At 45.5% G+C, this 23,320-nt stretch carries 20 protein-coding genes; 13 read left to right on the top strand and 7 right to left on the bottom strand.

The window, feature by feature from the left end; translation table 11 throughout:
* Positions 1-52: 52 nt before the first annotated feature.
* Positions 53-1,996 (top strand): PhoX family protein, encoded by a 1,944-nt coding sequence (locus tag MN210_RS11325; RefSeq protein ID WP_241879748.1) that lies wholly within the window; start codon positions 53-55, stop codon positions 1,994-1,996.
* A 156-nt stretch (positions 1,997-2,152) separates the two neighbouring features.
* Complete coding sequence (locus tag MN210_RS11320) at positions 2,153-3,640, top strand: esterase/lipase family protein (RefSeq protein ID WP_338412233.1); 1,488 nt, start codon at positions 2,153-2,155, stop codon at positions 3,638-3,640.
* A 141-nt stretch (positions 3,641-3,781) separates the two neighbouring features.
* Here MN210_RS11320 and hslO read toward each other — a convergent pair whose 3' ends face one another.
* Positions 3,782-4,711 (bottom strand): Hsp33 family molecular chaperone HslO, encoded by a 930-nt coding sequence (gene hslO, locus MN210_RS11315; RefSeq protein WP_011961282.1) that lies wholly within the window; start codon positions 4,709-4,711, stop codon positions 3,782-3,784.
* A gap of 603 nt (positions 4,712-5,314) precedes the next feature.
* On the opposite strand from hslO, the gene MN210_RS11310 reads away from it, so the two are divergent.
* From MN210_RS11310 to MN210_RS11265, 10 genes are all read left to right on the top strand, one after another.
* Positions 5,315-7,015: an AMP-binding protein gene (locus MN210_RS11310; RefSeq protein ID WP_425605654.1), complete on the top strand. Its 1,701-nt coding sequence runs from the start codon at positions 5,315-5,317 to the stop codon at positions 7,013-7,015.
* Between the two features lie 111 nt (positions 7,016-7,126).
* The gene (locus tag MN210_RS11305; RefSeq protein ID WP_338412231.1) at positions 7,127-8,737 is read left to right on the top strand and encodes a carboxyl transferase domain-containing protein; all 1,611 of its coding nucleotides are present in this window, start codon (positions 7,127-7,129) and stop codon (positions 8,735-8,737) included.
* Positions 8,738-8,820: 83 nt separating this feature from the next.
* The gene (locus tag MN210_RS11300) at positions 8,821-9,294 is read left to right on the top strand and encodes a hypothetical protein (RefSeq protein ID WP_241878607.1); all 474 of its coding nucleotides are present in this window, start codon (positions 8,821-8,823) and stop codon (positions 9,292-9,294) included.
* Between the two features lie 23 nt (positions 9,295-9,317).
* A complete protein-coding gene (locus MN210_RS11295; RefSeq protein ID WP_241878606.1) occupies positions 9,318-10,097 on the top strand; it encodes an enoyl-CoA hydratase/isomerase family protein in 780 nt (259 codons plus the stop codon).
* Between the two features lie 42 nt (positions 10,098-10,139).
* The gene (locus MN210_RS11290; protein WP_338412230.1) at positions 10,140-10,568 is read left to right on the top strand and encodes a GFA family protein; all 429 of its coding nucleotides are present in this window, start codon (positions 10,140-10,142) and stop codon (positions 10,566-10,568) included.
* A 124-nt stretch (positions 10,569-10,692) separates the two neighbouring features.
* A complete protein-coding gene (locus MN210_RS11285) occupies positions 10,693-12,795 on the top strand; it encodes an acetyl/propionyl/methylcrotonyl-CoA carboxylase subunit alpha (RefSeq protein WP_338412229.1) in 2,103 nt (700 codons plus the stop codon).
* A gap of 70 nt (positions 12,796-12,865) precedes the next feature.
* The gene (locus MN210_RS11280) at positions 12,866-13,780 is read left to right on the top strand and encodes a hydroxymethylglutaryl-CoA lyase (RefSeq protein ID WP_110817033.1); all 915 of its coding nucleotides are present in this window, start codon (positions 12,866-12,868) and stop codon (positions 13,778-13,780) included.
* Positions 13,781-13,830: 50 nt separating this feature from the next.
* On the top strand, positions 13,831-15,018 hold the full coding sequence (locus MN210_RS11275) for an isovaleryl-CoA dehydrogenase (RefSeq protein ID WP_011961275.1): 1,188 nt from the start codon (positions 13,831-13,833) through the stop codon (positions 15,016-15,018).
* A gap of 174 nt (positions 15,019-15,192) precedes the next feature.
* The gene (locus MN210_RS11270) at positions 15,193-16,071 is read left to right on the top strand and encodes an FAD-dependent oxidoreductase (RefSeq protein ID WP_338412228.1); all 879 of its coding nucleotides are present in this window, start codon (positions 15,193-15,195) and stop codon (positions 16,069-16,071) included.
* Between the two features lie 42 nt (positions 16,072-16,113).
* Positions 16,114-16,812 carry an FAD-dependent oxidoreductase gene (locus MN210_RS11265; protein WP_338412847.1) on the top strand — a complete coding sequence of 233 codons (699 nt, stop codon included), beginning with the start codon at positions 16,114-16,116 and terminating at the stop codon, positions 16,810-16,812.
* A gap of 250 nt (positions 16,813-17,062) precedes the next feature.
* Here the strand turns inward: MN210_RS11265 and MN210_RS11260 are convergent, their stop codons facing one another.
* The 3 genes from MN210_RS11260 to metX form a co-directional block, all read right to left on the bottom strand.
* Entirely contained in the window at positions 17,063-17,644 is a 582-nt protein-coding gene (locus MN210_RS11260) for a tetratricopeptide repeat protein (RefSeq protein ID WP_011961273.1), read from the bottom strand.
* A gap of 451 nt (positions 17,645-18,095) precedes the next feature.
* Positions 18,096-18,716, bottom strand: coding sequence for a methionine biosynthesis protein MetW (metW, locus tag MN210_RS11255; RefSeq protein WP_011961272.1), 621 nt, complete (start codon positions 18,714-18,716; stop codon positions 18,096-18,098).
* Positions 18,713-19,912: a homoserine O-succinyltransferase MetX gene (gene metX, locus MN210_RS11250; protein ID WP_338412846.1), complete on the bottom strand. Its 1,200-nt coding sequence runs from the start codon at positions 19,910-19,912 to the stop codon at positions 18,713-18,715. The genes metW and metX overlap by 4 nt, the downstream gene beginning before the upstream one ends.
* A gap of 437 nt (positions 19,913-20,349) precedes the next feature.
* On the opposite strand from metX, the gene hemH reads away from it, so the two are divergent.
* Positions 20,350-21,369 carry a ferrochelatase gene (hemH, locus tag MN210_RS11245; protein WP_011961270.1) on the top strand — a complete coding sequence of 340 codons (1,020 nt, stop codon included), beginning with the start codon at positions 20,350-20,352 and terminating at the stop codon, positions 21,367-21,369.
* Positions 21,370-21,480: 111 nt separating this feature from the next.
* Here hemH and MN210_RS11240 read toward each other — a convergent pair whose 3' ends face one another.
* The 3 genes from MN210_RS11240 to MN210_RS11230 all read right to left on the bottom strand — a co-directional run bounded on the left by MN210_RS11240 (position 21,481) and on the right by MN210_RS11230 (position 23,090).
* Entirely contained in the window at positions 21,481-21,699 is a 219-nt protein-coding gene (locus MN210_RS11240) for a hypothetical protein (protein WP_110817030.1), read from the bottom strand.
* A gap of 81 nt (positions 21,700-21,780) precedes the next feature.
* Positions 21,781-22,323 carry a ferritin gene (locus MN210_RS11235; protein WP_011961268.1) on the bottom strand — a complete coding sequence of 181 codons (543 nt, stop codon included), beginning with the start codon at positions 22,321-22,323 and terminating at the stop codon, positions 21,781-21,783.
* Between the two features lie 344 nt (positions 22,324-22,667).
* On the bottom strand, positions 22,668-23,090 hold the full coding sequence (locus MN210_RS11230) for a hypothetical protein (protein WP_338412227.1): 423 nt from the start codon (positions 23,088-23,090) through the stop codon (positions 22,668-22,670).
* Between the last annotated feature and the right edge of the window lie 230 nt (positions 23,091-23,320).

The following is a 23,320-nucleotide window of genomic DNA, read 5'->3' as shown; positions in this document are numbered from 1 at the left end:
AGACTTCGCTGATCACGCCAATATTGAAAAATCCGGCAGCAAATTGGCCAATATGTCAGCGACTCGCCGCAGTGTGATTGCCTTTTTGGCCGGTGTGCCCATGCTACCTTTGGCAGGCTGCAATACCTCAGCTCGCCTCAATGCTGTGCCTGTTGCAACCGGCGCTGCGCCTTTAGCTAAGGCGATTAAACAGGTGAGGTTTTTGGGTATGCAAGCGCCGTCGCTCGCCAATCCTGAGCAGATGGCTACAGTCTATGTCGATTCAAAAATGCAGGCAGAATTCACCGATGGCAGCACTCAAGTATTTGATTTGGCTTACACGCCGTTTTTTGTGACCGGTGATATGGTGCCCGATGGTCTAGGAGGACTCACCCGTGCTGGCCAGTTGTACGACATCAATAACCGACCGTTATATGATGCGTCAGCAGGCGAGCCGGTGCCTTTTTATTCTAATTGCCCAGATGGCTCTTCATTGATTGCTGTTAAAGGCGCTCGTGTACCGGGCGTAAAAGGCAATACAGTATTTGCGGTAGTGCAATTTGAATATGCCAGCATGAACCGTGCCGGTAAGGACACCTGGGGTCGCCTGCCATCTCCTATTGCAGTACTTACTTTGGATCAAAACCCAAATACTGGTGAGCTGAGCTTGGTGAAGTATCATAATGTTGATACCTCAGCTGTACATGGTCTATGGATTACTTGCGGTGCCTCATTGTCTCCTTGGGGTACTCATTTATCCTCTGAAGAGTATGAGCCGGATGCCCATGATTTAGCAAAGCAAGATGGGGGTAAGTTTTTGGATTTTAGTCAAGCGCTTTATGGGGATCAAAACAAAGCCAATCCTTATCATTATGGTCATATGCCAGAGGTGTTTGTTAATCCAGACGGTACAGGCTTTGTCAAAAAACACTATAACTTGGGACGTATCTCACATGAATTGATACAGATGATGCCAGATGAGCGTACTGCTATCATGGGCGATGATGCCACCAATGGCGGTCTGTTTATGTTTGTGGCCGACAAGCCCAGAGACTTATCAGCTGGTAATTTATACGTCGCAAAAGTCACTCAGACGTCAGCTAAGGGTGTGGGCACAGGCGAATTTACCACGCGCTGGATTCATTTGGGTCATGCCACCAGCAGCGAAATTGAAGCGATGGCCAACAGCTTTAAGCCTGAAGATATCATGAGTGTTAAATACACTGACCCAAAAGATGCCAGCTATACCAAGATTTATTATGGCGGCAAACCCAACTGGATTAAATTAAATACCAGCAACAGGCATGCTGAAAAAGCCGCTGCCTTCTTAGAGACCCATCGTTATGCGGCGCTAAAAGGTGCTTCTATGGCCTTTACTAAAATGGAGGGGACCACGGTGAATGTCAAAGATAAAATCGTATATTCGGCGATGGCAAGGATTGAAAAATCTATGGTCGATCCTACTAAATATGGTGACTATGATGTGCACGTGGCTGAAAATAAGTCAGGTGCAGTCTATGCCCATCAGCTGCGCAGTGGCCAAGTGACCCTAAATACTAAGCAGCCTATCCACTCAGATTGGGTACCAGTCAGTATGGCTGTACCACCGAATTTGGCCGGTCAAGATATCGAGGCGGATGCGTTGGGCAATCAATCGCATCCGGATAAAGTGTCTTGTCCGGATAACTTAAAATTCTCCGAAAAAATGCGCACGCTATTTATCGGTGAAGACTCAGGCACCCATGTTAATAACTTTTTATGGGCCTACAATGTAGATACTCATGAATTGGTCCGCATTTTATCGACACCAGCTGGTGCAGAGTCAACCGGCCTTCATGCAGTAGATGAAATGAATGGCTATACGTATATTATGAGTAATTTTCAGCACTCAGGTGAAGGGATCGAAAAAAACACTAAAGTGGCCGCTCAAGTTATGCCATTCATTAAGCGCAATTATAAAGATACTTATGGGGCAGCTGTGGGTTATTTAGGCTTTAAGCTTGGTGGCAATCGTTAAAGCAGCAAACCGTTAAAGACAAGCCAATCTTTAATTGTGAAAATAAAGTTATGATAATTATACTAAAAACAAACCTCAAGTTAACACTTGGGGTTTTTACTTTATCTAAATTAACAGATAATATGAAGCCATCCCAACTTATAAAATATAACTATTATGTCAAACAGCACTTCACCCACATCGCCTGCTTCTGAAGACTTATCGCAGCAATATTCTTTATATGAGACGTGTGAGCTTATTAATGCGTCCAATCCGGTGTATTTAGAGGACTTGCACCAGCAGTTAGACCATCTAGATTACCTCGATGAAAATGCCCTAATTAATATGGCCTATGAGCCGAGTGCACCATCAAAAAAACCACCACTGTCGGTGAGCAATGTACTTGAGGGTCTGGTGCAGCTTGCTACCACAGGTGCGGTGGGGGCCACTGAGATTATTGAGGCCATACACTCTGAGATTCTCTTGCGTCCTTTGGGCCGCTTTAATGAAGATCATCTCAATCGTTGGCAGCAAGGAGTGACTCGCAGATTGTACAATGTGGTGCGCTATACCATGCAAAGTGTAGGCCGTGGTGTCACGAGCAGCAGCATGCAGCTGTACCGAAAAAGCCTCATTAATCAAAGACGTCGCCTACTTCCTGAACGTCTAAAGCAGCTGGTTAACGTGATTAATGGTATGGTTGGCGATCATCTGGTTGCTCGCGACAATCCACTGGCGGTGCCCATGGTGCTCTATGATAGATATGGTCAACCGCTAGGCGCTAAGGCAGATCCGTTGTGCGGGCGTGTGATTGTGTTGTGTCATGGTCTGTGCTTGAGTTATCTAAGCTGGCATCCTTGTGAAGAGGACAGCTTAGGTGAGCATATTGCACTGAGTGTCCCTAAAAGTACGGTGCTTTACTTAGATTACAATACGGGTAGACGCATCTCCCAAAACGGTCATAATTTGGCCAATTTACTACAGCAACTGGTCATAAAAAATCCAGACATTACCCAAATAGATTTAGTAGGCTATAGCATGGGGGGACTGGTGTCTCGTAGTGCGCTGTTTTATGGTGAGCAAGAGCGCCAAGATTGGGTAGCGCGCGTGGGCAACTTAGTAACCATAGGCTCACCGCATCAAGGCGCCATACTTGAGCGCATCAGCTATCACCTATTAGATATTATGGCCAAAGTGCCCTTTGCAGGTTCGTTATCTAAGCTTGGTGATATACGTAGTGCCGGTATTATTGACCTTCGTCATGGCTGTATTCGCGATGAGGATTGGAAGGGGCTTAAAGTACGGGATGTATTGCCCGAAGACTTTCGCCATCCGACCAAGTTGCCACGTCACATCAATACCTTTTTTATTGCCGGCTCTATTGCTGAGGGGGTGTATGAATCTAAGGCGAGTAACTTGGTGGGTGATGGCTTGGTGATGATAGAATCGGCGCTCGGTGAGGCTGGCAAGACTCATGAAAATCACCATTTATATGTGCCTGAGGGTCGAAAAGCGGTGTTTTATGGGGTCAATCACATCAACTTGCAGTACGATGAGCGTGTGCATAATCAAGTCAGTGAGTGGTTACAGGCCAATAGAGACAGTGAGTCAGCCTTAAAGCCGCGTATTCACTCCTTTCCTGATGAGATTGAGGTGGTGGTCTAATACCGCGCAATCATAAGATGCGCCTATGACAAAGTAATCACGGCCATAATCGCTGTCACAAAACCACGCTGGAATTAAAAATCCCCCTTAGGCTCGAGCCTAAGGGGGAGGTATATTTTTGGGTAATTAACCGCTTAACGCTTAAGCAAAGATGTGCTCGACATCCTCTTTGGTAAATTTGTAGATAGAGCCACAAAAACCGCAATCCATCTCAAAGGTACCGCCTTGCTCCTCTACAATCTCTAAAACTTCTGCTTCGCCGATTTGCAAAATAGCCCCTTCACATTTTTCACGTGAGCAGGTGCAGCCAAATTCTAAAGAGATAGGCTCAGGGGCGACCACACTCTCTTCGTTGTATAAGCGGTAGATGATTTCGCTGGCCTCTAAGGTGGTTAGCTCTTCAAACTTTAAGGTACGCGTCAATAAGGTCAAGCGGGTCCATAGATCATCATCAATACCGGCCGTTTCATCTTGCTCAATAGCGTGTTGTTCCTCGGCAGTGCGGGGCAGCATTTGTACCAAGATACCACCAGTTTGCAGGCCATCACAAGCCAAGTTAATCAAAGTTGGGATTTGCGCCGATTGCAATTGATAATGGGCCAAGCATTCAGCTAAGTTGTCATGACTGCGCTCAACGATACCTTGATAAGCTTCGCCGCGCTCAGGTTGAATGTTGATAAACATGACGCCTTTACCCACAGCACCGAGCTCAGCAAAAGCATCATCGGCAGTCGCCTTGTTCGCCCAAGCTTGCTGCTGCTCTTCGGTGTCTTGCTTCCAGCTGGCTAAAGCGCGAATGATGCCAGACTGATTGCATTCAGCCATTGCCCAGTTCAATAAGCTGCTCTCATCAGAGGACTGCAACTGGATAGATAAGCTACCCTCAATTTTTAGGGTACCAATTAATAAGCTGGCTGCAGTTAGCATCTCACCAAGCAAACGCTTAATAGACTCAGGGTAGGGTTTTTGGGCAGTAATGGTGGCATAGCTTTGCTTTAAGCGCACCACATCGCCGCGTACAGGAGAGTCAGCGATAAAAAAGCGTTGGCGTAAATCAGTAAGTTCGGTCATAGGGGGTCTCAATTAATTATATAGAGCAGTTGTCTGCTAGATAGACTCATCTTTCATGCAATGTCATTTATATTGGGGTAATGGGGTATTTATCAACATAAAAATCCGCTCACAGATAAGTTTTTTATCACTAAAGCCTAGCACAGAGGCGAGCTGCCTTGGTTAACAGGGATATTGTAGAGGTGAATTTATCGGATTTAGTTAATTAATGATGAACTAAGTTATTGTTATTAGTAGTAGTTGTTGACACCAGTTGTCATTAGCCTTTATATTAGAACAGGAAACAACGCTAACCTAGAATAAACCGCAGTTTTTTAGAAGTAAGTGGTTGTTTTAAAATATGAAAGATGACGCGTTATCTGTCATATATCGCAGATATATTATTAAATGGATTTAGGTCATTATGGGGGATGATTGTGCCATCAACCTACAGATTGTAGGCTGCACAGTCGCATACCATAGTGACATTTTTTATCGAAATTTTTATCCAATATTGCAACGAAAGGATTCGTTATGTTTGGCTCTACCTCTTTTTCACATCCCTCCAATAACATCGATTCTTCCTCTGTTTCTATAGATTTAGATACGATCCCTCGCATTAGTATGGGCGCCAAATCGGGCAATGCGCCGCTTAAGCTGAGCCAAGATCAAGGCCCCCAAACGGCGTTAATCGAAGTCACTATTGGTGACTTTTTTGATGCCGTGGTAGAAAAATATCCCGATCAAGAAGCCCTAGTGGTGTGCCATCAAGGCATACGTTGGACTTACCGTGAGCTGCAACAAAAAGTCAATCAACTGGCCAGCGCTATGATTGAAATGGGTCTGGAGATTGGTGATCGCGTTGGTATCTGGTCACATAACAACGCTGAATGGCTGCTTATGCAATTGGCCACTGCCAAGGTAGGCGTGATTTTAGTAAATATTAACCCCGCCTACCGTAGCTTTGAGCTGCAATATGCGCTAAATAAATTGGGCTGCTCAGCTTTGGTGCTTATGCGCCATTTCAAAACCAGTGATTATGCCAATATCATTCGCGAATTATGTCCTGAGATTTATCACAAGCAGTACACCCAATTAGACTTGGTTGAGATACCTACTGTTGAGCGTATTATCTGGATTGATGAGTCAGACACGGATGAAGAATTTGGCTTTATGCAAAAATTCTCAGAGTGGATGAAAGAGGGCGATGCTAATGATCCACGGGTGGCTGAGCGTCAGGCCAAATTAAAAAATACTGATCCCATCAACGTTCAGTTCACCAGTGGCACCACAGGTACCCCAAAAGGGGCAACATTAACCCATCGCAATATCTTAAACAATGGCTATTTTATTGGCGAGGCGATGGATTTAAGCGAGGAAGATCGCTTATGTATCCCAGTGCCGCTATATCACTGCTTTGGTATGGTGCTCGGTAACTTAGCAATTTTAACCCATGGTGGTTGTATCGTTTATCCTAATGATGGGTTTGATCCATTAAGCGTGTTAGAAGCGGTACAAAACGAAAAGTGTACCGCGCTGCATGGCGTACCGACCATGTTTATTGCAGAGCTTGATCACCCAGACTTTGATAAATACGACTTATCGACCTTACGTACCGGAATCATGGCCGGCTCAAGCTGTCCGATAGAGGTCATGCGCCGCGTCATCGATGAGATGCATATGAATGAGGTCACCATTGCTTATGGTATGACCGAGACCAGCCCTGTATCTTGTCAGACCAACAAACACACCCCGCTTGATAAACAAGTCTCTACTGTGGGCTTAGTGCAGCCTAATTTAGAGGTGAAAATTGTCGATACCCAGACCGGAGAGGTAGTGCCTATCGGTGAAACAGGTGAGCTATTAACCCGTGGCTATTCGGTGATGAAAGGCTATTGGGGCAGCCGCTTTAAGACCCGTGAAGCCATTCAAGATGGCTGGATGCACACTGGCGACTTAGCGACCATGGATGAAGAAGGCTATATTAAAGTGGTTGGCCGTAGTAAAGATATGGTCATCCGCGGCGGTGAAAACATCTATCCGGTAGAAATTGAGAACTATTTATACCGCCATCCAAAGATTAGTGACGTACAAGTTGTGGGCGTTCCGGATAAAAAATATGGCGAGGTACTGGCAGCCTGGATTATTGCTAGAAAAGGCGAGCAGCTGACAGAGGATGAGGTTAAGCAGTTTTGTAAAGACAACATCGCGCATTACAAAGTGCCACAGTACTTTCGCTTTGTTGAAGAGTACCCGATGACCATTACCGGTAAAATCCAAAAATACAAGATCACGGAAATGATGATTGAAGAGCTGGGATTATAACTGCCCAGCATTTGTAACCATTAATTATAAATAACCAATTATAAATAACCGCCACTGTACACCAATACTTAGTACAAACAGTGGCGAGTAAAATCATAGATAAGGGATGTCATGAGTGCCATTATTACCAGTAAGCTGAGTCCAAATTCCAAAGAGTTTGCCGACAATACTGCTGCCATGCAGGCAGTGGTTGACGACCTACACGCGCACCTAAAAAAGATTGCTCAAGGGGGCCCTGAGCGAGCACGTGCCAAACATTTGGCGCGAGGTAAGCTGCTGCCACGTGAGCGGGTTGAACGCTTGCTAGATCCAGGCACTGCTTTTTTGGAAGTGGCACCCATGGCAGCCTTTGATATGTATGATGCTGACATTCCTGCGGCAGGGGTGATTGCAGGTATCGGCCGTATTAATGGTATTGAATGTATGATTGTCTGTAATGATGCGACTGTTAAAGGCGGCACTTATTATCCGATGACCGTCAAAAAGCATCTACGCGCGCAAGAAATCGCCCAAGAGAACAACCTACCTTGTGTATATCTAGTTGACTCAGGTGGTGCCAACTTGCCCAATCAAGATGAGGTATTTCCTGATAAAGAGCACTTTGGTCGTATCTTCTTTAACCAAGCCAACATGAGTGCGGCCGGTATCCCGCAAATTGCAGTAGTGATGGGCAGCTGTACCGCAGGCGGTGCTTACGTTCCGGCGATGAGTGATGAATCTATCATCGTCAAAGACCAAGGTACTATCTTTTTAGGCGGTCCGCCACTGGTGAAAGCGGCAACTGGTGAGGTGGTGAGTGCTGAGGACTTAGGCGGTGGTGATGTGCATACCCGTCTGTCTGGTGTGGTCGATTATCTTGCACAAAACGATTTGCACGCCTTATCGCTGGCACGTGACATTATCGGTAATCTCAATCGTCCGCCAAAACACATCCCCAATCAAATTGAGCCACGTGAGCCAAAATATGATGCCAAAGAGCTGTATGGCGTGATTCCGACCGATACCCGTAAGCCGTTTGATATTCGTGAAATCATCGCACGTATTGTAGACGCCAGTGAATTTGATGAATTCAAAGCCCGATTTGCGACAACGCTGGTTTGTGGTTTTGCTTATATTGAAGGCATGAAAGTCGGCATTATCGCCAACAATGGTATTTTATTTAGTGAGTCGGCTCAGAAAGGAACCCACTTTATTGAGCTGTGCTGTAAGCGCAATATTCCATTGGTGTTCTTACAAAATATCACCGGTTTTATGGTCGGCCGCAAGTATGAGAACGAAGGTATCGCGCGTCATGGTGCGAAGATGGTAATGGCGGTGGCCAATGCCAAAGTGCCTAAGTTCACGGTCATTGTTGGCGGCTCATTTGGTGCCGGTAATTATGGTATGTGCGGCCGAGCGTATAGCCCAAGATTCTTATGGATGTGGCCGAATGCACGTATCTCGGTGATGGGCGGTGAGCAAGCAGCGTCAGTATTGGCCACAGTCAAACGTGACAATATTGAGCGCAAAGGTGAGACGTGGAGCGCTGAGGAAGAAGAAGCGTTTAAAGCCCCGTACAAAGAGATGTACGAAAAACAAGGGCATCCTTATTATGCCAGCGCCCGCTTGTGGGATGATGGGGTGATTGATCCAGTCGATACTCGAAAGGTATTGGCCTTGGGATTAAGCGCGGCATATAACGCTGAAATTGAAGAGACTAAGTTTGGCGTGTTTAGAATGTAATAGTTTAAAGGGTAGTATCCAAATCAATCAAGGTCAATTGAGCAGTAACCCATTACCTTAAAATTAATATAACAGGAATAAAAATGTCTAAAAAGTATACGATTGATTTACCAGTCACTGATACTTGGCTAGGAAGTAACAATCCATTTAGTAACAGCAAGTTATTTGAAATAAGTTCAGAGTCTGATGTTGAGTTAAGGGATATTCTAGAAAGCTTTGCTAGGTACTTTAAAGAAGAGATGCACTATGACAATGTACAGTACTATTCTAATAGTCATAAAAGTAATTTAGTAGGGTATTTGTTTAGAAATTCAGCATTAGATGTAGTTACAGAGGAGCACACTTCATCGCCAACCAGGTGGTTCGGAGGGTGTCTATTTGAATATGAAAATGATGAATGGACTTTATGCTGGGTTTGGCTACATCCTTTCTTTAGAAATAGAGGTGAGTTAAGTACTGCTTGGAAAGAATTTAAAGATAAATACGGTGACTTTAAAGTCCAAAAGCCTCTATCGGCTCAAATGGAAAAGTTTTTAAGTAAAGAAAAGAGATATTAATAATTGAGCCCTAGAGGATTTGTATGAATGCTTTAAAAATTTCAACTCATGATTATATCGCTACCGTTACTCTGGCACGCCCAGACAAGCGTAATGCCTTTAATGATGACGTCATTGAAGAGTTAAACCAAGCGTTTACCCATCTAGGCAATAGCGATGCAGTGCGAGTTATTGTGTTAGCAGCCGAAGGTAAGGCATTTTGTGCCGGCGCCGATTTAAACTGGATGCGTGCCATGGCTGATTATAGCCGTGATGAGAACCTTGCAGATGCCGATAAACTGGCGCAAATGCTCAAGGTGATTTATAGCTGTCCTAAGCCAACCGTTGCCGCCATTCAAGGCGACGTTTATGCCGGTGGTATTGGTCTTGTCTCTGCCTGTGATGTTGCCATAGCCGTCGACTCAGCCAATTTTTGTCTTAGTGAGGTGCGTCTAGGATTGGTGCCAGCTACCATTAGCCCTTATGTGATTAGAGCGATGGGTGCTCGAGCCGCTCACCGTTATTTCTTAACTGCAGAAATATTTGATGCGGTTGAAGCACAGCGGACTGGATTGGTTCATGAGACTGTGGCTACTGATAAACTGGATGAGACAGTCGCTGCAATTACCAAAAAGCTGCGTAACAACAGCCCAAATGCGGTTAAAGAGTGTAAAAATCTGCTGCACTATGTCGCAGGAGAAACCATTGATGAGGCTTTAATTGCCCAGACCGTAGCTGGTATTGCCGATATTCGTGCCTCTGATGAAGGTAAAGAGGGCGTGCAGTCCTTTTTGCAAAAACGCAAACCTAATTGGTTAAATTGATAGTAACTACTAATTACTAACTACTTTTGGGACAAGACGACGATGCAAGGAAAGTGCTTGTGTGGCAATATTGAATTTAGCTGTGATGTCTCTACTACGCCGCTTAAAATTTATCAGTGTCACTGCTCCTTATGCAAAAAACAATCTGGTTCAAGCGCTAACTCAGCTACGATTATCGAAGCCACTCATTTTCAATGGATAAAGCGGCATAATATAAAGATTTGGAAAAAGCCGACTGGATTTAGTGCCCACTTTTGTGGTGAATGTGGCTGCCCAGTGCCAAATGACTTTGCGGGTAAATATGTATGGATACCTGTCGGTCTGCTGGAGATGGCTGACCGCTCAGTTACGGTAGAGGTCGTCGCGAATTTTTGTTTACGCTCAAAGTCTGATTGGCATAGCATCGATTCAGAAGCCGCTAATTTTGAGGGGTTACCCCCATTTAAAGAGGTGTTAGCGCTTTTGAGCTAACTGTGCTTTTATCAGCCAGATATCAAACCTGCTAAGACCTCAGATTAAAAGTTAATTCATTAATAGCCATGTAATAAATTCTACTCTTAAATTTTGCAATATAGATTAAACGATAAGGACTGTCATGTTTTCTAAAATACTCATTGCCAACCGCGGAGAGATCGCCTGCCGAGTGGCCGCAACAGCCAAGCGCATGGGCGTTCGCACTGTCGCTGTATACTCTGATGCCGACCGTTATGCCAAGCATGTCAGTGTCTGTGATGAAGCTGTCTATTTAGGCGGCTCAGCGCCAAAAGACAGTTACCTCAAAGGCGACTTGCTGATAAAAATTGCGCAGCAGACAGGGGCTGAGGCCATCCACCCCGGTTATGGGTTTTTAAGTGAAAACGCCTCTTTTGCCAAGGCGTGTGAGGAGGCCGGTATTGTCTTTATTGGTCCTTCTGCGGCGGCAATTACTTCTATGGGTTTAAAGGCGGAGTCAAAGCAGCTGATGGAAACCGCTGGCGTGCCATTGATTCCCGGTTATCATGGCAGCAACCAGGACCCTGAGTTTTTATTGCAGCAAGCGGACCGGATCGGTTATCCGCTGTTAATCAAAGCCAGCTCAGGTGGCGGCGGTAAAGGCATGCGCTTGGTTGAGCGCCGTGAGGACTTTATCAGTCTGTTAGATTCGTGTCGCCGCGAAGCCATCACCAGCTTCGGCAATGACGCGGTATTAATTGAAAAATATGCCTTAAATCCACGTCATATCGAGATTCAAGTCTTCGGTGACAGTCATGGCAATTATGTGCATTTGTTTGAGCGCGACTGCTCGGTGCAGCGCCGCCACCAAAAAGTACTAGAAGAAGCCCCTGCACCCAATGTTGATGAGGCGATGCGTCAGGCCATGGGTACTGCTGCCATTAATGCTGCGCGTGCGGTCGACTATGTGGGCGCCGGCACCGTCGAGTTTATTGTCGAGCAGCGCCCAAGCGCCGATGGTAAAGTTGAGATGAATTTTTACTTCATGGAGATGAACACCCGTTTGCAAGTAGAGCATCCGGTGACCGAAGCCATTACCGGTATGGACTTGGTAGAGTGGCAGCTTATTGTGGCCGCAGGCGGTGAGATTCCGGTCAAACAACAAGACTTGGCTATTAACGGCCATGCCATTGAGGCGCGCATCTGTGCTGAAAACCCAGACAATGGTTTTTTACCTGCTACAGGCACACTGTTTACCTATCGTAAGCCTGTGCACACGGCCTTTAGTGTTAGTGCGGTGCGAGTCGATGATGGGGTAGAAGAGGGTAATGTGATCAGCCCTTTTTATGACTCAATGATTGCCAAATTAATTGTGCATGCGCCAACCCGTGAGCAGGCCTTGGCAAAGTTAGATCAGGCCTTGGCGCAAACTCGTATTGTGGGGCTGCCCAATAATGTGGCGTTTTTACGTCATATCCTAGCCACGCCATCTTTTAGTCAAGCCAAGCTAGATACGGCATTGATTGAGCGTGAAAAAGAGCGCTTATTTGACCAGCAGCCTTTATCATTGCAAACGCTGGTTTCAGCCGCGGTTATCAACAAACTAAACCAAGAGCAGCGAGCCGGCCATGCGAACGTGGCCACACAAAATGCAGACCCCTTTATCAAGTTTGGCGGCTGGCGCGGCTATAGCGATTATCAGCGCCAATTTGATCTGGTAGTAACGCAAGGCGATAGCGAGCAGACCTATCAGGCAGTTATCCATCACGTTGAGCCGTTAAATCAGCAAACCGGCCAAAGCTTTGAGCTGACTATTAATCTGCTAAACTCAGACGCTGATGCCAAGCAAAGCGTTCAAAGCTGTTATCAAGGTCAGGTACAGTATCAAGCGGACGATGAGCACAGCTATGTGGTATGGCTAGAGGGTCAGCGTATTAGATTACAAAGCTTTACTGAAAATGAAACGGTACACGTCTTTACCGACAGCGGCAGTGGTGAGATTGTATTAATCGATGCCATGGCGCATGTTGATGGCGATACCCAAGCTGTCGGTAGTTTAAAATCACCGATGCCCGGTCAAGTGGTGGCCTTTAAAGTGGCCGCTGGCGATAGCGTAAAACAAGGTCAACCTTTGGCGGTGATTGAAGCGATGAAGATTGAGCACACCATCAATGCGCCTGCCGACGGGGTGGTGGCTGAGCTGTTATTTGCGCCAGGCGATTTGGTGGCAGATGGAGATGAGCTGCTGCGTTTGGATACCGAGTAGCTATATATAACCAATCGACTCACTTTGCATAAACGCCATAGACATAACCTTTATAAAAAAGAGTACGCCAATGAATGTTCCAGGTAGTGTTCAAATTATTGATGTCAGTCCCCGTGATGGACTGCAAAATGAAAAGCAAACCGTGCCCACTGAGATAAAGTTTGAGCTCATTGAAGGCCTAATTGATGCCGGCATTAAAAAGCTTGAGGCGACAAGCTTTGTCTCCCCAAAATGGGTGCCGCAGATGGGCGACAACAGTGAGCTTATGCAGCTGATTAATCAGGCGCGTCATCCTGAGGTTTGCTACTCGGTACTGACTCCTAATATGCGCGGTTTTGAGGGTGCTTTAAAATTTGCTGCAGATGAGGTGGTCATCTTTGGCTCAGCCAGCGAAACCTTTAGCCAAAAAAACATCAATTGCAGTATTGATGAGAGTATCGAGCGCTTTGCCCCCGTGGCAGCAGCAGCCAAGGCGGCGGGTATTAAAGTACGTGGGGTTATCTCGTGCGCCGTGGGCTGTCCTTATGAGGGTGAGATTGCACCAAGTCAGGTGGCTTATGTGACCAAGCGCTTGGTTGATATTGGTGCTGAACATATTGGGGTTGCCGACACGATCGGTGTTGGCACACCCATTAAAGTACAAAACGCGCTAAAAGCTGCCATGCAGTACATCGATGTCAAAGACATTTCAGGTCATTTTCATGACACCTATGGGCAAGCATTGGCCAATATCTTGACCTCGCTTAGCTTAGGCGTGGCGCAGTATGATACTTCAGTTGCAGGCTTAGGCGGCTGTCCCTATGCAAAAGGCGCTACTGGCAATGTGGCCACAGAAGATGTGGTGTATATGCTGCACGGCATGGGTATCGATACCGGCGTTGATTTAGACAAACTGATCCATGTGGGTCAGCGTATCAGTGATTTTTTGGGGCGTAATAATGGCTCAAGAGCAGCCAAGGCTTTGTTGGCGAAGCTGCAAGATTAGCAGCATATAATACTTAACTTCATTCTCCACCGACATAAAAAAGGATATTTATGAGTTTACCAGGATTAGATTTTCAATTGGGCGAAGACATTCAAGCACTGCGCGATTCTGTGAGAAGTTTTGCTGAAAAAGAGATTGCCCCACGCGCTGCTGATATTGATAGTAGTGATGAGTTCCCAATGGATTTGTGGCAGAAGATGGGTGATCTGGGGCTGCATGGTATCACAGTCCCTGAACAATACGGCGGCGCTGATATGGGCTATGTGGCACACATGGTGGCCATGGAAGAGATTAGCCGGGCTTCTGCCTCAGTCGGTCTAAGTTACGGCGCCCATTCCAACTTGTGTGTGAACCAGATCAAACGTAATGGCAGTGAGTCACAAAAGCAGAAGTTTTTACCCAAGCTGATTAGTGGTGAATTTGTCGGTGCTTTGGCGATGAGTGAGCCGGGTGCCGGCTCTGATGTCACCAGCATGAAGCTGCGTGCTGAAGCAAAAGATGGCGGCTATGTGCTAAATGGCAGTAAGATGTGGATTACCAATGGTCCAGATGCTGATGTCATGGTGGTTTATGCCAAGACCAATCCAGAGCTTGGCGCTAAAGGGATCACTGCTTTTTTAGTAGAAAAAGGTATGCCAGGATTTGGTACCGCTCAGAAGCTAGATAAGCTTGGCATGCGTGGCAGCCATACCGGTGAAATGGTCTTTGATAATGTATTCGTCCCTGAAGAGAACATAATGGGTGGTCTAAACAATGGCGTTCAGGTATTAATGAGTGGCTTAGACTACGAGCGTGCCGTATTGGCGGCCGGTCCGGTGGGTATTATGCAAGCGGTGATGGACAATGTCATTCCTTATATCCACGACCGCAAGCAGTTTGGACAGTCTATTGGTGAGTTTCAATTAATCCAAGGTAAAGTGGCGGACATGTATACTATTTTGCAAGCCGCTCGCAGCTTTTTATACACTGTCGGCAAAAACTTGGATATGTTAGATAAGCGCGGAGCAGGTCATAGCCGTGAAGTACGCAAAGATTGTGCCAGTGTGATCCTGTGGTGTGCGGAAAAAGCCACTTGGATGGCCGGCGAGGGCATTCAAATCTTTGGCGGTAATGGCTATACCAACGAATACCCACTGGGCCGTTTATGGCGTGATGCCAAACTGTATGAAATCGGTGCCGGTACTAGCGAGATTCGCCGTATGCTTATTGGCCGTGAGTTATTTAACGAAACCAAATAGCCTATACTCCCGCTAACAATGCAATTAAAAGCGCCCCATCTTTAGGATAGGGGCGTTTTTTTTGGTAAAATTTGTTGTTTTGACCTATAGTGGTCAATGACATATTGACGTCATTAAAATAATTGCCCAATAATAAATTACTTATAAATAGCTTTTGAATAAACAGGATGTTCCATGAGTGTAACCCGTTACGAATGCCAAGCCTGTGGCTGGATTTATCCCGCTCAGTCTGAATCTGCCAACCCCGAGCCCATCGCCTTTAATGAGTTGCCTGACACCTTTTGCTGCCCGCTATGCGGCGTAGGCAAAGCGCAGTTTAAGCCATTAGACGTAGATGAAACACCAGGTGCTGCTACCTTAACCTCTAGCATGCAAAACAGCTCACAGCAGTGTCAAGATGTGGTAGTCGTGGGCGCTGGCCTCGCAGGCTGGACGGTGATTGATGCGCTGCGTGCCAAGCAGCCAGATATTGGCATTACTTTAATCACTCAAGATATGGCCGATAGATATCATAAGCCGATGCTGTCGGTGGCCTTAAGCCAAAACAAAACCCCACAAGACTTGGTGCGTATGAGTGGCGTACAAGCAGCCCAAAAGGCTAATATCACCCTAATGAGCCAGACACAAGTTATCAGTATCGATAGCAAAAATCGTACTTTACAGACGAATAAAGGTGAGCTTAGCTATGGCAATCTAGTGTTGGCACTCGGTGCCGCACCTGCCATACCTGCTTGCTTTGCAGATCAGGATATTTGGCACATCAATGATCTTGAAGGCTTTAGCAAAATTCAGGCCGCCCTTGCTGGCGAGACTGGCGCAAACAAACACATTGCGGTGATTGGCGCTGGCATGATAGGCACTGAGATAGCAGAAGACTTGACCACTGCAGGCCATAAGGTGACGTTACTCGACATCAATGACGCACCACTGGCGGGTCTATTACCCCCACAGGCCCCCCATAAAAATATGCAGGCGCCACACAAGCAAAACAATACCTTCTTAGGCGGGCATCTGGTGCAAAAAGCGGGACCCCCCAGAGAAGGCGGGTTTTAGCTGAACTAAAGGGGAGATTTGTAAAAGAGACGGGCCACTGAGATAGCAGAAGCCTGGCCCCCGGCGGGCAAAAGGGGGACTTTCCCCACCACAAATGCCGCCCCACGGGGGGTTTTTTTACCGCCACTGGCCACCGATAAAATTCTGCAGGCGCTACACAAGCAAGACATTACCTTCTTAGGCGGTCATCTGGTACAAAGTGCGGCACCCCGCAGTGAAGGCGGTTATCAGCTGACTATAAAAAACTGCCAAAGCGGGGAGAGCCAAAGCCTGCAGGTGGATCACTTATTAATCAGTACCGGCCTAAAGGTGGCCGATACTCTGCCGCTGAGTGCTGGCCTAGATTTTGATGCACACGCAGGTATTATTGTAGATGAGGCCAGTCTGCAAAGTAGTGTGCCTCATATCTACGCGATAGGCGACTGTATGTCTATTGATGGTGTGCCTTGCCGCTATGTGGCTCCATTACGTGCTCAAGCGGCCAGTATTGTAGAGCATATCTTAGGTCAGCAGCAGCAAGATTATCAGCATCAAGCTTACGAGCATAAGCCCCCTATGATTCGCCTAAAAAACAAAAGCATCTCAGTCAGTGCCACCGGTACCCCAAGCGCCGATGAATCACGAGGTGTCTGGCAGGTTATCACTGATACTGAGTCGGATAGTGGGCACGAGCTGGTGCTGGCTCAAGTAGCCGATAATGGTGAGCAGATAGCCAAGGTGACTTTAAAAACACCGCATTAAATCAAGCAGTTCGTTGTCAGCAGTGGCGAAAATCTAACATTAAGATGATAATAGATACGGATTTTGTGGCCATCCTCCTTTTTTAGACATAAAAAAACCAGCTTTTAAGCTGGTTTTTTTTGGCTTACTTATATCATATCGTATCGTTAGATAGGCATTGACTTCCTCCCCTCCTTAAAGTGAGAGGATTCCTACAGCTAGACTGCCAAGCCCGACCGCAAGTCTTAGAGTTTGGCTACCTGTATCTTACTTATTTGCTTTGGAACCAGCTGTCTGCTTGATTGCGAGCAGAGGCCACATCAGAGCTTGATAAGTTTAAGGCCAATTTACCAATTTTACCGCGGGCTTTGTTACGTACTTGTTCATTTAACATACCGTCACGGGCAGATAGCTCATACCATTTATAGGCATCAACCAGCTTGCGCTGCTTTTCATCGATTAAGGCTAAGGTATAGCTGGCACGGTTGTCACCACGCTTGGCGGCACGCTCTAACCAGTAACGAGCTTGCTGTTCGTTAACCGCAACGCCTTCACCGCGAGCATACATGATGCCAAGGTTTAGCTGAGCAGGGGTTACATTTTGATTGGCAGCGCGGGTATACCATTCGATGGCTTTGATTGGGTTTTTGGCGATGCCTTCACCTTTTTGGTAGCGCTTGGCTAAATAAAATTGGGCGTGATCATTACCTTGGCTGGCACGGCTGATTAGCTCATCCATAGCCATCATTTCAAAGCGAGAAGTGTCTAAAGGTACGTTAGAGACTAAGTCAGCTTGAGCTAGGCCGGCAGTGGTAAACAAGGCGGTAAATAAAGTGGCTTTTAATAGTTTCATACGGGGTATATCCAGAAATTGACTGTATTTAAAAAAATTCAAATTAACGCGCAGTTATAAGATTTAATATAAATACTTAAAATCTAAAGTAAGCCAAGTTAACGTCTGCTTGGGCGTTAAATGGGTACCGATAATAATCGCAGTGTGAATTTAATGACTTAAATTGATTAGTGTCGATAACATATCATCGACAAGATTTACATAGCTTAACATCGACAATCACGAAACTCAAACGCTGCTAACCGACAAATACCCTATATAAACGTTTTAATAGCCAAAATATGGCAACCAGTTGTAACAAGGTAAGACGGGTAAGGTTTATGTAACAAATTAAACCTACTTGCTTATCTTATCACTACTTTTTGATAATTGCGGCTAAAAAATATATTTTTTGAACTGTCTTTTAGCCGCCGTTGTTATTTTAGGCCTTATTTACCTCTAATAACGCACCTTATTTGGCCTTAGTCACCCGATATATGGCCACATCTGCCAACAAGTTGGGGGCACGTCTGATGATAGAGGCCATTAAGGGCGAGTATTTTTTTGACCCAGAGGCAGAGTCGGTCACCGCAAAGCGATTGATAATTTCAATATCGTTGTCTGAGCACAAACGCTCAAAATCCTTAAAGGTACACAAATGAATATTGGGCGTGTTATACCATTCATAAGGCAGCGCTTCGGAGACGGGCATTAAGCCTTTTAAGCCTAGGTGTAATCGGTTTTGCCAGTGTGCAAAGTTTGGAAAGGTAATCACCGCTTCTCGGCCGACTCTTAGCATATCTAGCAGCAAGGTATCAGGGGACTTCACAGCCTGTAGCGCCCGTGCCATGACCACAGTATCAAAGCTATTATCAGCAAAACGTGCCAAACCATCATTTAAGTCTTGCTCAATGATATTTAAGCCTTTGCTAATACCGATGTTAATGTTTTCTTCATCAAGCTCAAGGCCATATCCAGTGACGCCAAGTGAGTACTGCATGTGCTCTAATAATGAGCCATCGCCGCAGCCTAAATCCAATACACGAGAGTATGGGGCAATCCATTGTTTGGCAAGTTCATGATCTATTCTCATGTTAAGCTCTCCTGGGTGTGGGGCTTAGTGGTAGCCGCAGGTTTGGCAGAGTCGGTGTTTGAGTGAGCACCCAAAAAAGGCGAGTTTAAAAACCCTCGAATGGCACCCATATAACGCGGGATATCAAATAAGAAGGAGTCATGGCCGTGCGGTGCATCGACATTGACATAGCTGACCGGTTTGTCATTGGCCATTAAGGCGTCCACAATTTCTTCAGAGCGGGCGGGAGCAAAGCGCCAATCTGTGGTAAATGACACAATTAAAAACTGGCAACGGGTGTGCTTTAAGGTCTGCTTTAGAGCTTCTAAGTCTGATAAGCTCTCATCGCTGACATAACCGCGAGTCGGATCAAAATAATCTAGTGCTTTGGTCATTAATAGATAGGTATTGGCATCGAAGTTTTTGCTAAAGCGCTCACCTTGATAACGCAAGTAGCTCTCAACCTGAAATTCCACATCATAACCGTACATAAATTTGCCAGACTTTAAGTCACGGCCGAATTTGGACTTCATCGCCTCTTCAGTCAAGTAGGTGATGTGGCCTACCATACGTGCCAAAATTAGGCCGCGGCGAGGATAAGTGCCGGCCTCTAAATAACGGCCTTGATTAAAGTCAGGGTCTGACAAGATAGACTGGCGGGCGACCTCATTAAAGGCAATGTTTTGAGCAGACAGCTTAGGGGTACTGGCAATAATAACGCAGCGTCTTAAGCGATCAGGGTAATCGACCGACCATTGTAGTGCTTGCATACCCCCCATTGAGCCACCGACTACAGCGTGCCAAGTATCAATGCCTAAGCGGTCAGACAGCATGGCCTGTGTGCGTACCCAGTCCTTAATGGTAATCAAAGGGAAGTCAGGGCCATAAGGGGTGCCAGGTGTACCCTCAGAGCTTGATTGTGGAATGGGAGTTGTGGGGCCAGTTGAGCCATGACAGCTGCCAATATTATTGAGGCATACGACAAAAAATCTTGTGGTATCAATGGCTTTACCAGGGCCAATCATATTGTCCCACCAGCCGGGCTTTACGTCCTCTTCGCTATGGTAACCGGCCGCATGATGACTGCCGGATAACGCATGGCAAATCAGCACCGCATTGGATTTTTGGTCATTTAATTGGCCATAGGTTTCATAAACCAAATCAAACTCAGGCAAAGTACGGTGACACTCTAAGGTCAACGGGGTATCAAAATGCATGGTCTGCGGGGTTACGATACCCACAGAGTTGGCAAGTTTTGGATCTGTCGCAGTCGATTGGATACTCAAAATTACCTCAATAAAAAGGGTTAAGATGTCAGCTTTAGGGTATATCGATTAACCAGGTGATGCAAGCCTTGAAACTATTGAAAACTATTCGCTTTTATCCGCTATTGTAGGCGCCTATGTCTTTGAGTACAACTGACATCTGGCAGCGCACTTTTTTGGCTTATGGCAGCTTAGATACCGCGCCTAGTCACGCCGGTTTTCGGGTATCAACTTTGGTCAAATGCCTCTTAATAATGGTACACTGAAGCTTTATGGCCAATCAATATGACCACTCAATTGGCTTTGATAAAAACTTGAGGTAAGCTTTTGTCAAAGTGATTGGCCTAAGTGAGTGTTGTGCCCCCACTATCAAGGATATCTTCTGTAATATGAAACCCAATAACCCTCCACGCATTGCTGTTTTATTGGTCAATCTCGGTACACCAGATGAGCCCACAGCCCCTGCGGTTCGCCGTTATCTTAAGCAGTTCTTATCTGACCCTAGAGTGATTGAGATTCCTCAGTTTTTGTGGGCAATCATCCTTAATTTATTTGTATTACCAACCCGTCCTAAGCGTGTGGCAGAAGCCTATGCCAGTGTTTGGGAAGGCGATTCCCCCATTCGTAAGATATTAAATCAGCAGGTAGATAAATTGCATGCTCGCCTTGAGGGAAGTATGGGACCTTTTAACATCAGTGTACATCCTGCCATGAGCTATGGTAATCCAGGCTTACCTGATGTGATGGATAAGTTATGCGCTGAAGGGGTAGAGCATTTTGTGATATTGCCGTTATTTCCACAGTACTCAGCCACATCAGGCGGGGCGGTCTATGATGCACTGACTAAATGGTCGTTAAAGCAGCGCAACCTACCCAGTTACACCATTGTTAAAGACTACTTTGCGCATCCTTTATATATCAAAGCCTTGGCTGACTCTATTCGCCGCTTTCAAGCAGTACATGGCAAGCCAGATAAGTTGATGTTTAGCTTCCACGGCATTCCGCAGCCTTATGCAGACAAAGGGGATCCTTATCCTAAACGCTGTAAATGTACAGCAGCCCAAGTGGCGCAGGAACTAGGGCTTAGTCAGGATGAATGGATCATTAGTTTCCAGTCACGCTTTGGCAAGCAAGAGTGGGTCAAGCCTTATACAGATGTGACTTTAGAGCAGTGGGGCAAAGCAGGTGTACGCTCAGTACAGGTGGTCAGCCCAGCGTTTTCGGCAGATTGCTTAGAGACACTTGAAGAGCTGGCAATGGAAAATAGAGACAATTTTATTAATGCTGGCGGCCAAGAATATCATTATATTCCTGCGCTTAATGATGATGAGGCACATATCGACTTAATGGAAGCATTGGCCAAGCCTTTAGTTGCTGGCTGGGCTTCTACTTTGGAGGGGTGGACCTAGCGTTTGTGACCAACTAGATTACCATTAACTAGCCTACAATAAAAAAGCACCCTGACTGACGCCAGGGTGCTTTTTTAGCTTTATTAGCTTTAGATGATTGACTATAAGTCATCACTCATCGTCATTATCATAGCTGTGCTTTACCGCGTCATTATCGGCGATATCACGAATGGTGGGATAGTCACTATCATCCAAAGCATCCTCTACCAATACCTCATCAATACGCGACTCATCGATACTCTGACGGTGTATGGGGGTGAGTCCTTCTGCAGGAATATCATTATTGTCCATAGCATCTAAGTCCATGGCAATATCTATAGGGTTTTTCATAACAATGTCCTCACCTATGCCTTAAATGACTTAGGCCTTGTAAATATACTTGTGAATATGAAGGATAAACCAGTTTTACGACTACAGTTTTTGATCACGAGGCAGCTCAGCTTCTTGAGAGGCGCCTGCCATATCGCGGTCTAAGGAGTAGAAGTTGGCATTGTTATCTTTACTCTCAGAGGCCAAGGCATACTTATCACGCAGACCATCAATTAAGGCTTCTTCTTCAATTTGCTCTTTTACGAACCATTGTAAAAAGTTGAACGTTGGCCAGTCTTTTTCTTCTAACGCTTTGTCTACTAGCGCATAGATTTTTTTAGAGTTATCAAGTTCGTGTTGCCACACATCTTCAATACAAGACTCAAGATCCACTGGGTTATCACGCGGCGCAGGGATAGAGCCGATTTTTGCTTCACCGCCACGTGCTTGGATATATTCTAAAAACTTGAACATATGCTGGCGCTCTTCTTCTGAGTGCTTATAGAAGAATTCAGCAATACCAGAGTAGTTATTTGAATCTGCCCACACACCTAATGATAAATAGGCTTGGGCTTGCGCAGCTTCATTATTCATCTGTTCATTTAGTGCTTTTTCCATACTGTCAGAAATACGCTTGTCGCTCATTATCTTATCCTTATAATTTATTTATTTTAGTCATTACAAAACGTTGGCCAACGCTAATCCGCTTTTTATATATCTAAATTATTTTTTATAGATCTAATTTATCAGGTATATAGTTATCAAATGATATATGTAAGGCCAAAGAGGTAAATATGACCAGTAAATTGCTAATGCTGCAATCATTATAAGAGCAGTACTTCACGTTATGAGTAAAGCTGAGTTATGAGTTGTGCGAATTGTGTGAGACACGTTAATAAGTTGTAACTTTTGTGGGGTGACCTACCGCTGAGTCTCACATCAAGCAAAAAAAGTACCAGTAGAAGTTGAGTCTTAGGCGCTGATAGCGATTACTCAACTAGCGTCTTAGATTTTAGCGCAGCTGTAGGCAAACGCTGCTGTAATTGCTGATTAAATTCTGTGAGCTTAAAGCGCCATAAATAAATCAAAGCAGTAAGGTAGATAATGCCTTCAGAGACCTCTTCTACCCATACTCCAAGGTTATGATCAAAGCCAATGTGGTGTTCTCCAAGATACTGAAAAAACAGTAGGGTACCTGTGAATGCATAAAGCCATTTAGGTACGCCTTTTAACACGGCAACCACATAGCGCCAGCTATAAATTAAACTGCCCAACGCGGTCAATGTCACAACCAACAAGAAGCTGTCTTCCCACCACTCATAGGACTGTCCTAATAAGATAAAGTCTTTAGGAACCAACATGTCTGGAACAAAGCTTAACTCTCGGCGTATCGCAGAGAAAAATACCAACACAGCGCCGAACCAGAAATATCGAGCGATCTTAAGTTGGCTATTTAAGGCATATTTGGCGCAGGGAATTAAACAGATCAACAAAGCAATGGCTTCAAAAATCTCGATGAGGCTATCTTCAGTAATAATAAGCGACTCCTAGTACTTTAATAATAATACTTTAATAAAGGTTAGACAATTCAGGGATAGGCAGGTTGTCATCGGATACATACAAGAAATGCTAAAACAAAAAA

Origin of the sequence: Psychrobacter raelei, from assembly GCF_022631235.3 — a bacterium.
GTDB lineage: Bacteria > Pseudomonadota > Gammaproteobacteria > Pseudomonadales > Moraxellaceae > Psychrobacter > Psychrobacter raelei.
Note: the sequence above shows the minus strand (reverse complement) of the source record. Positions and strands in the feature narration are given on the sequence as shown.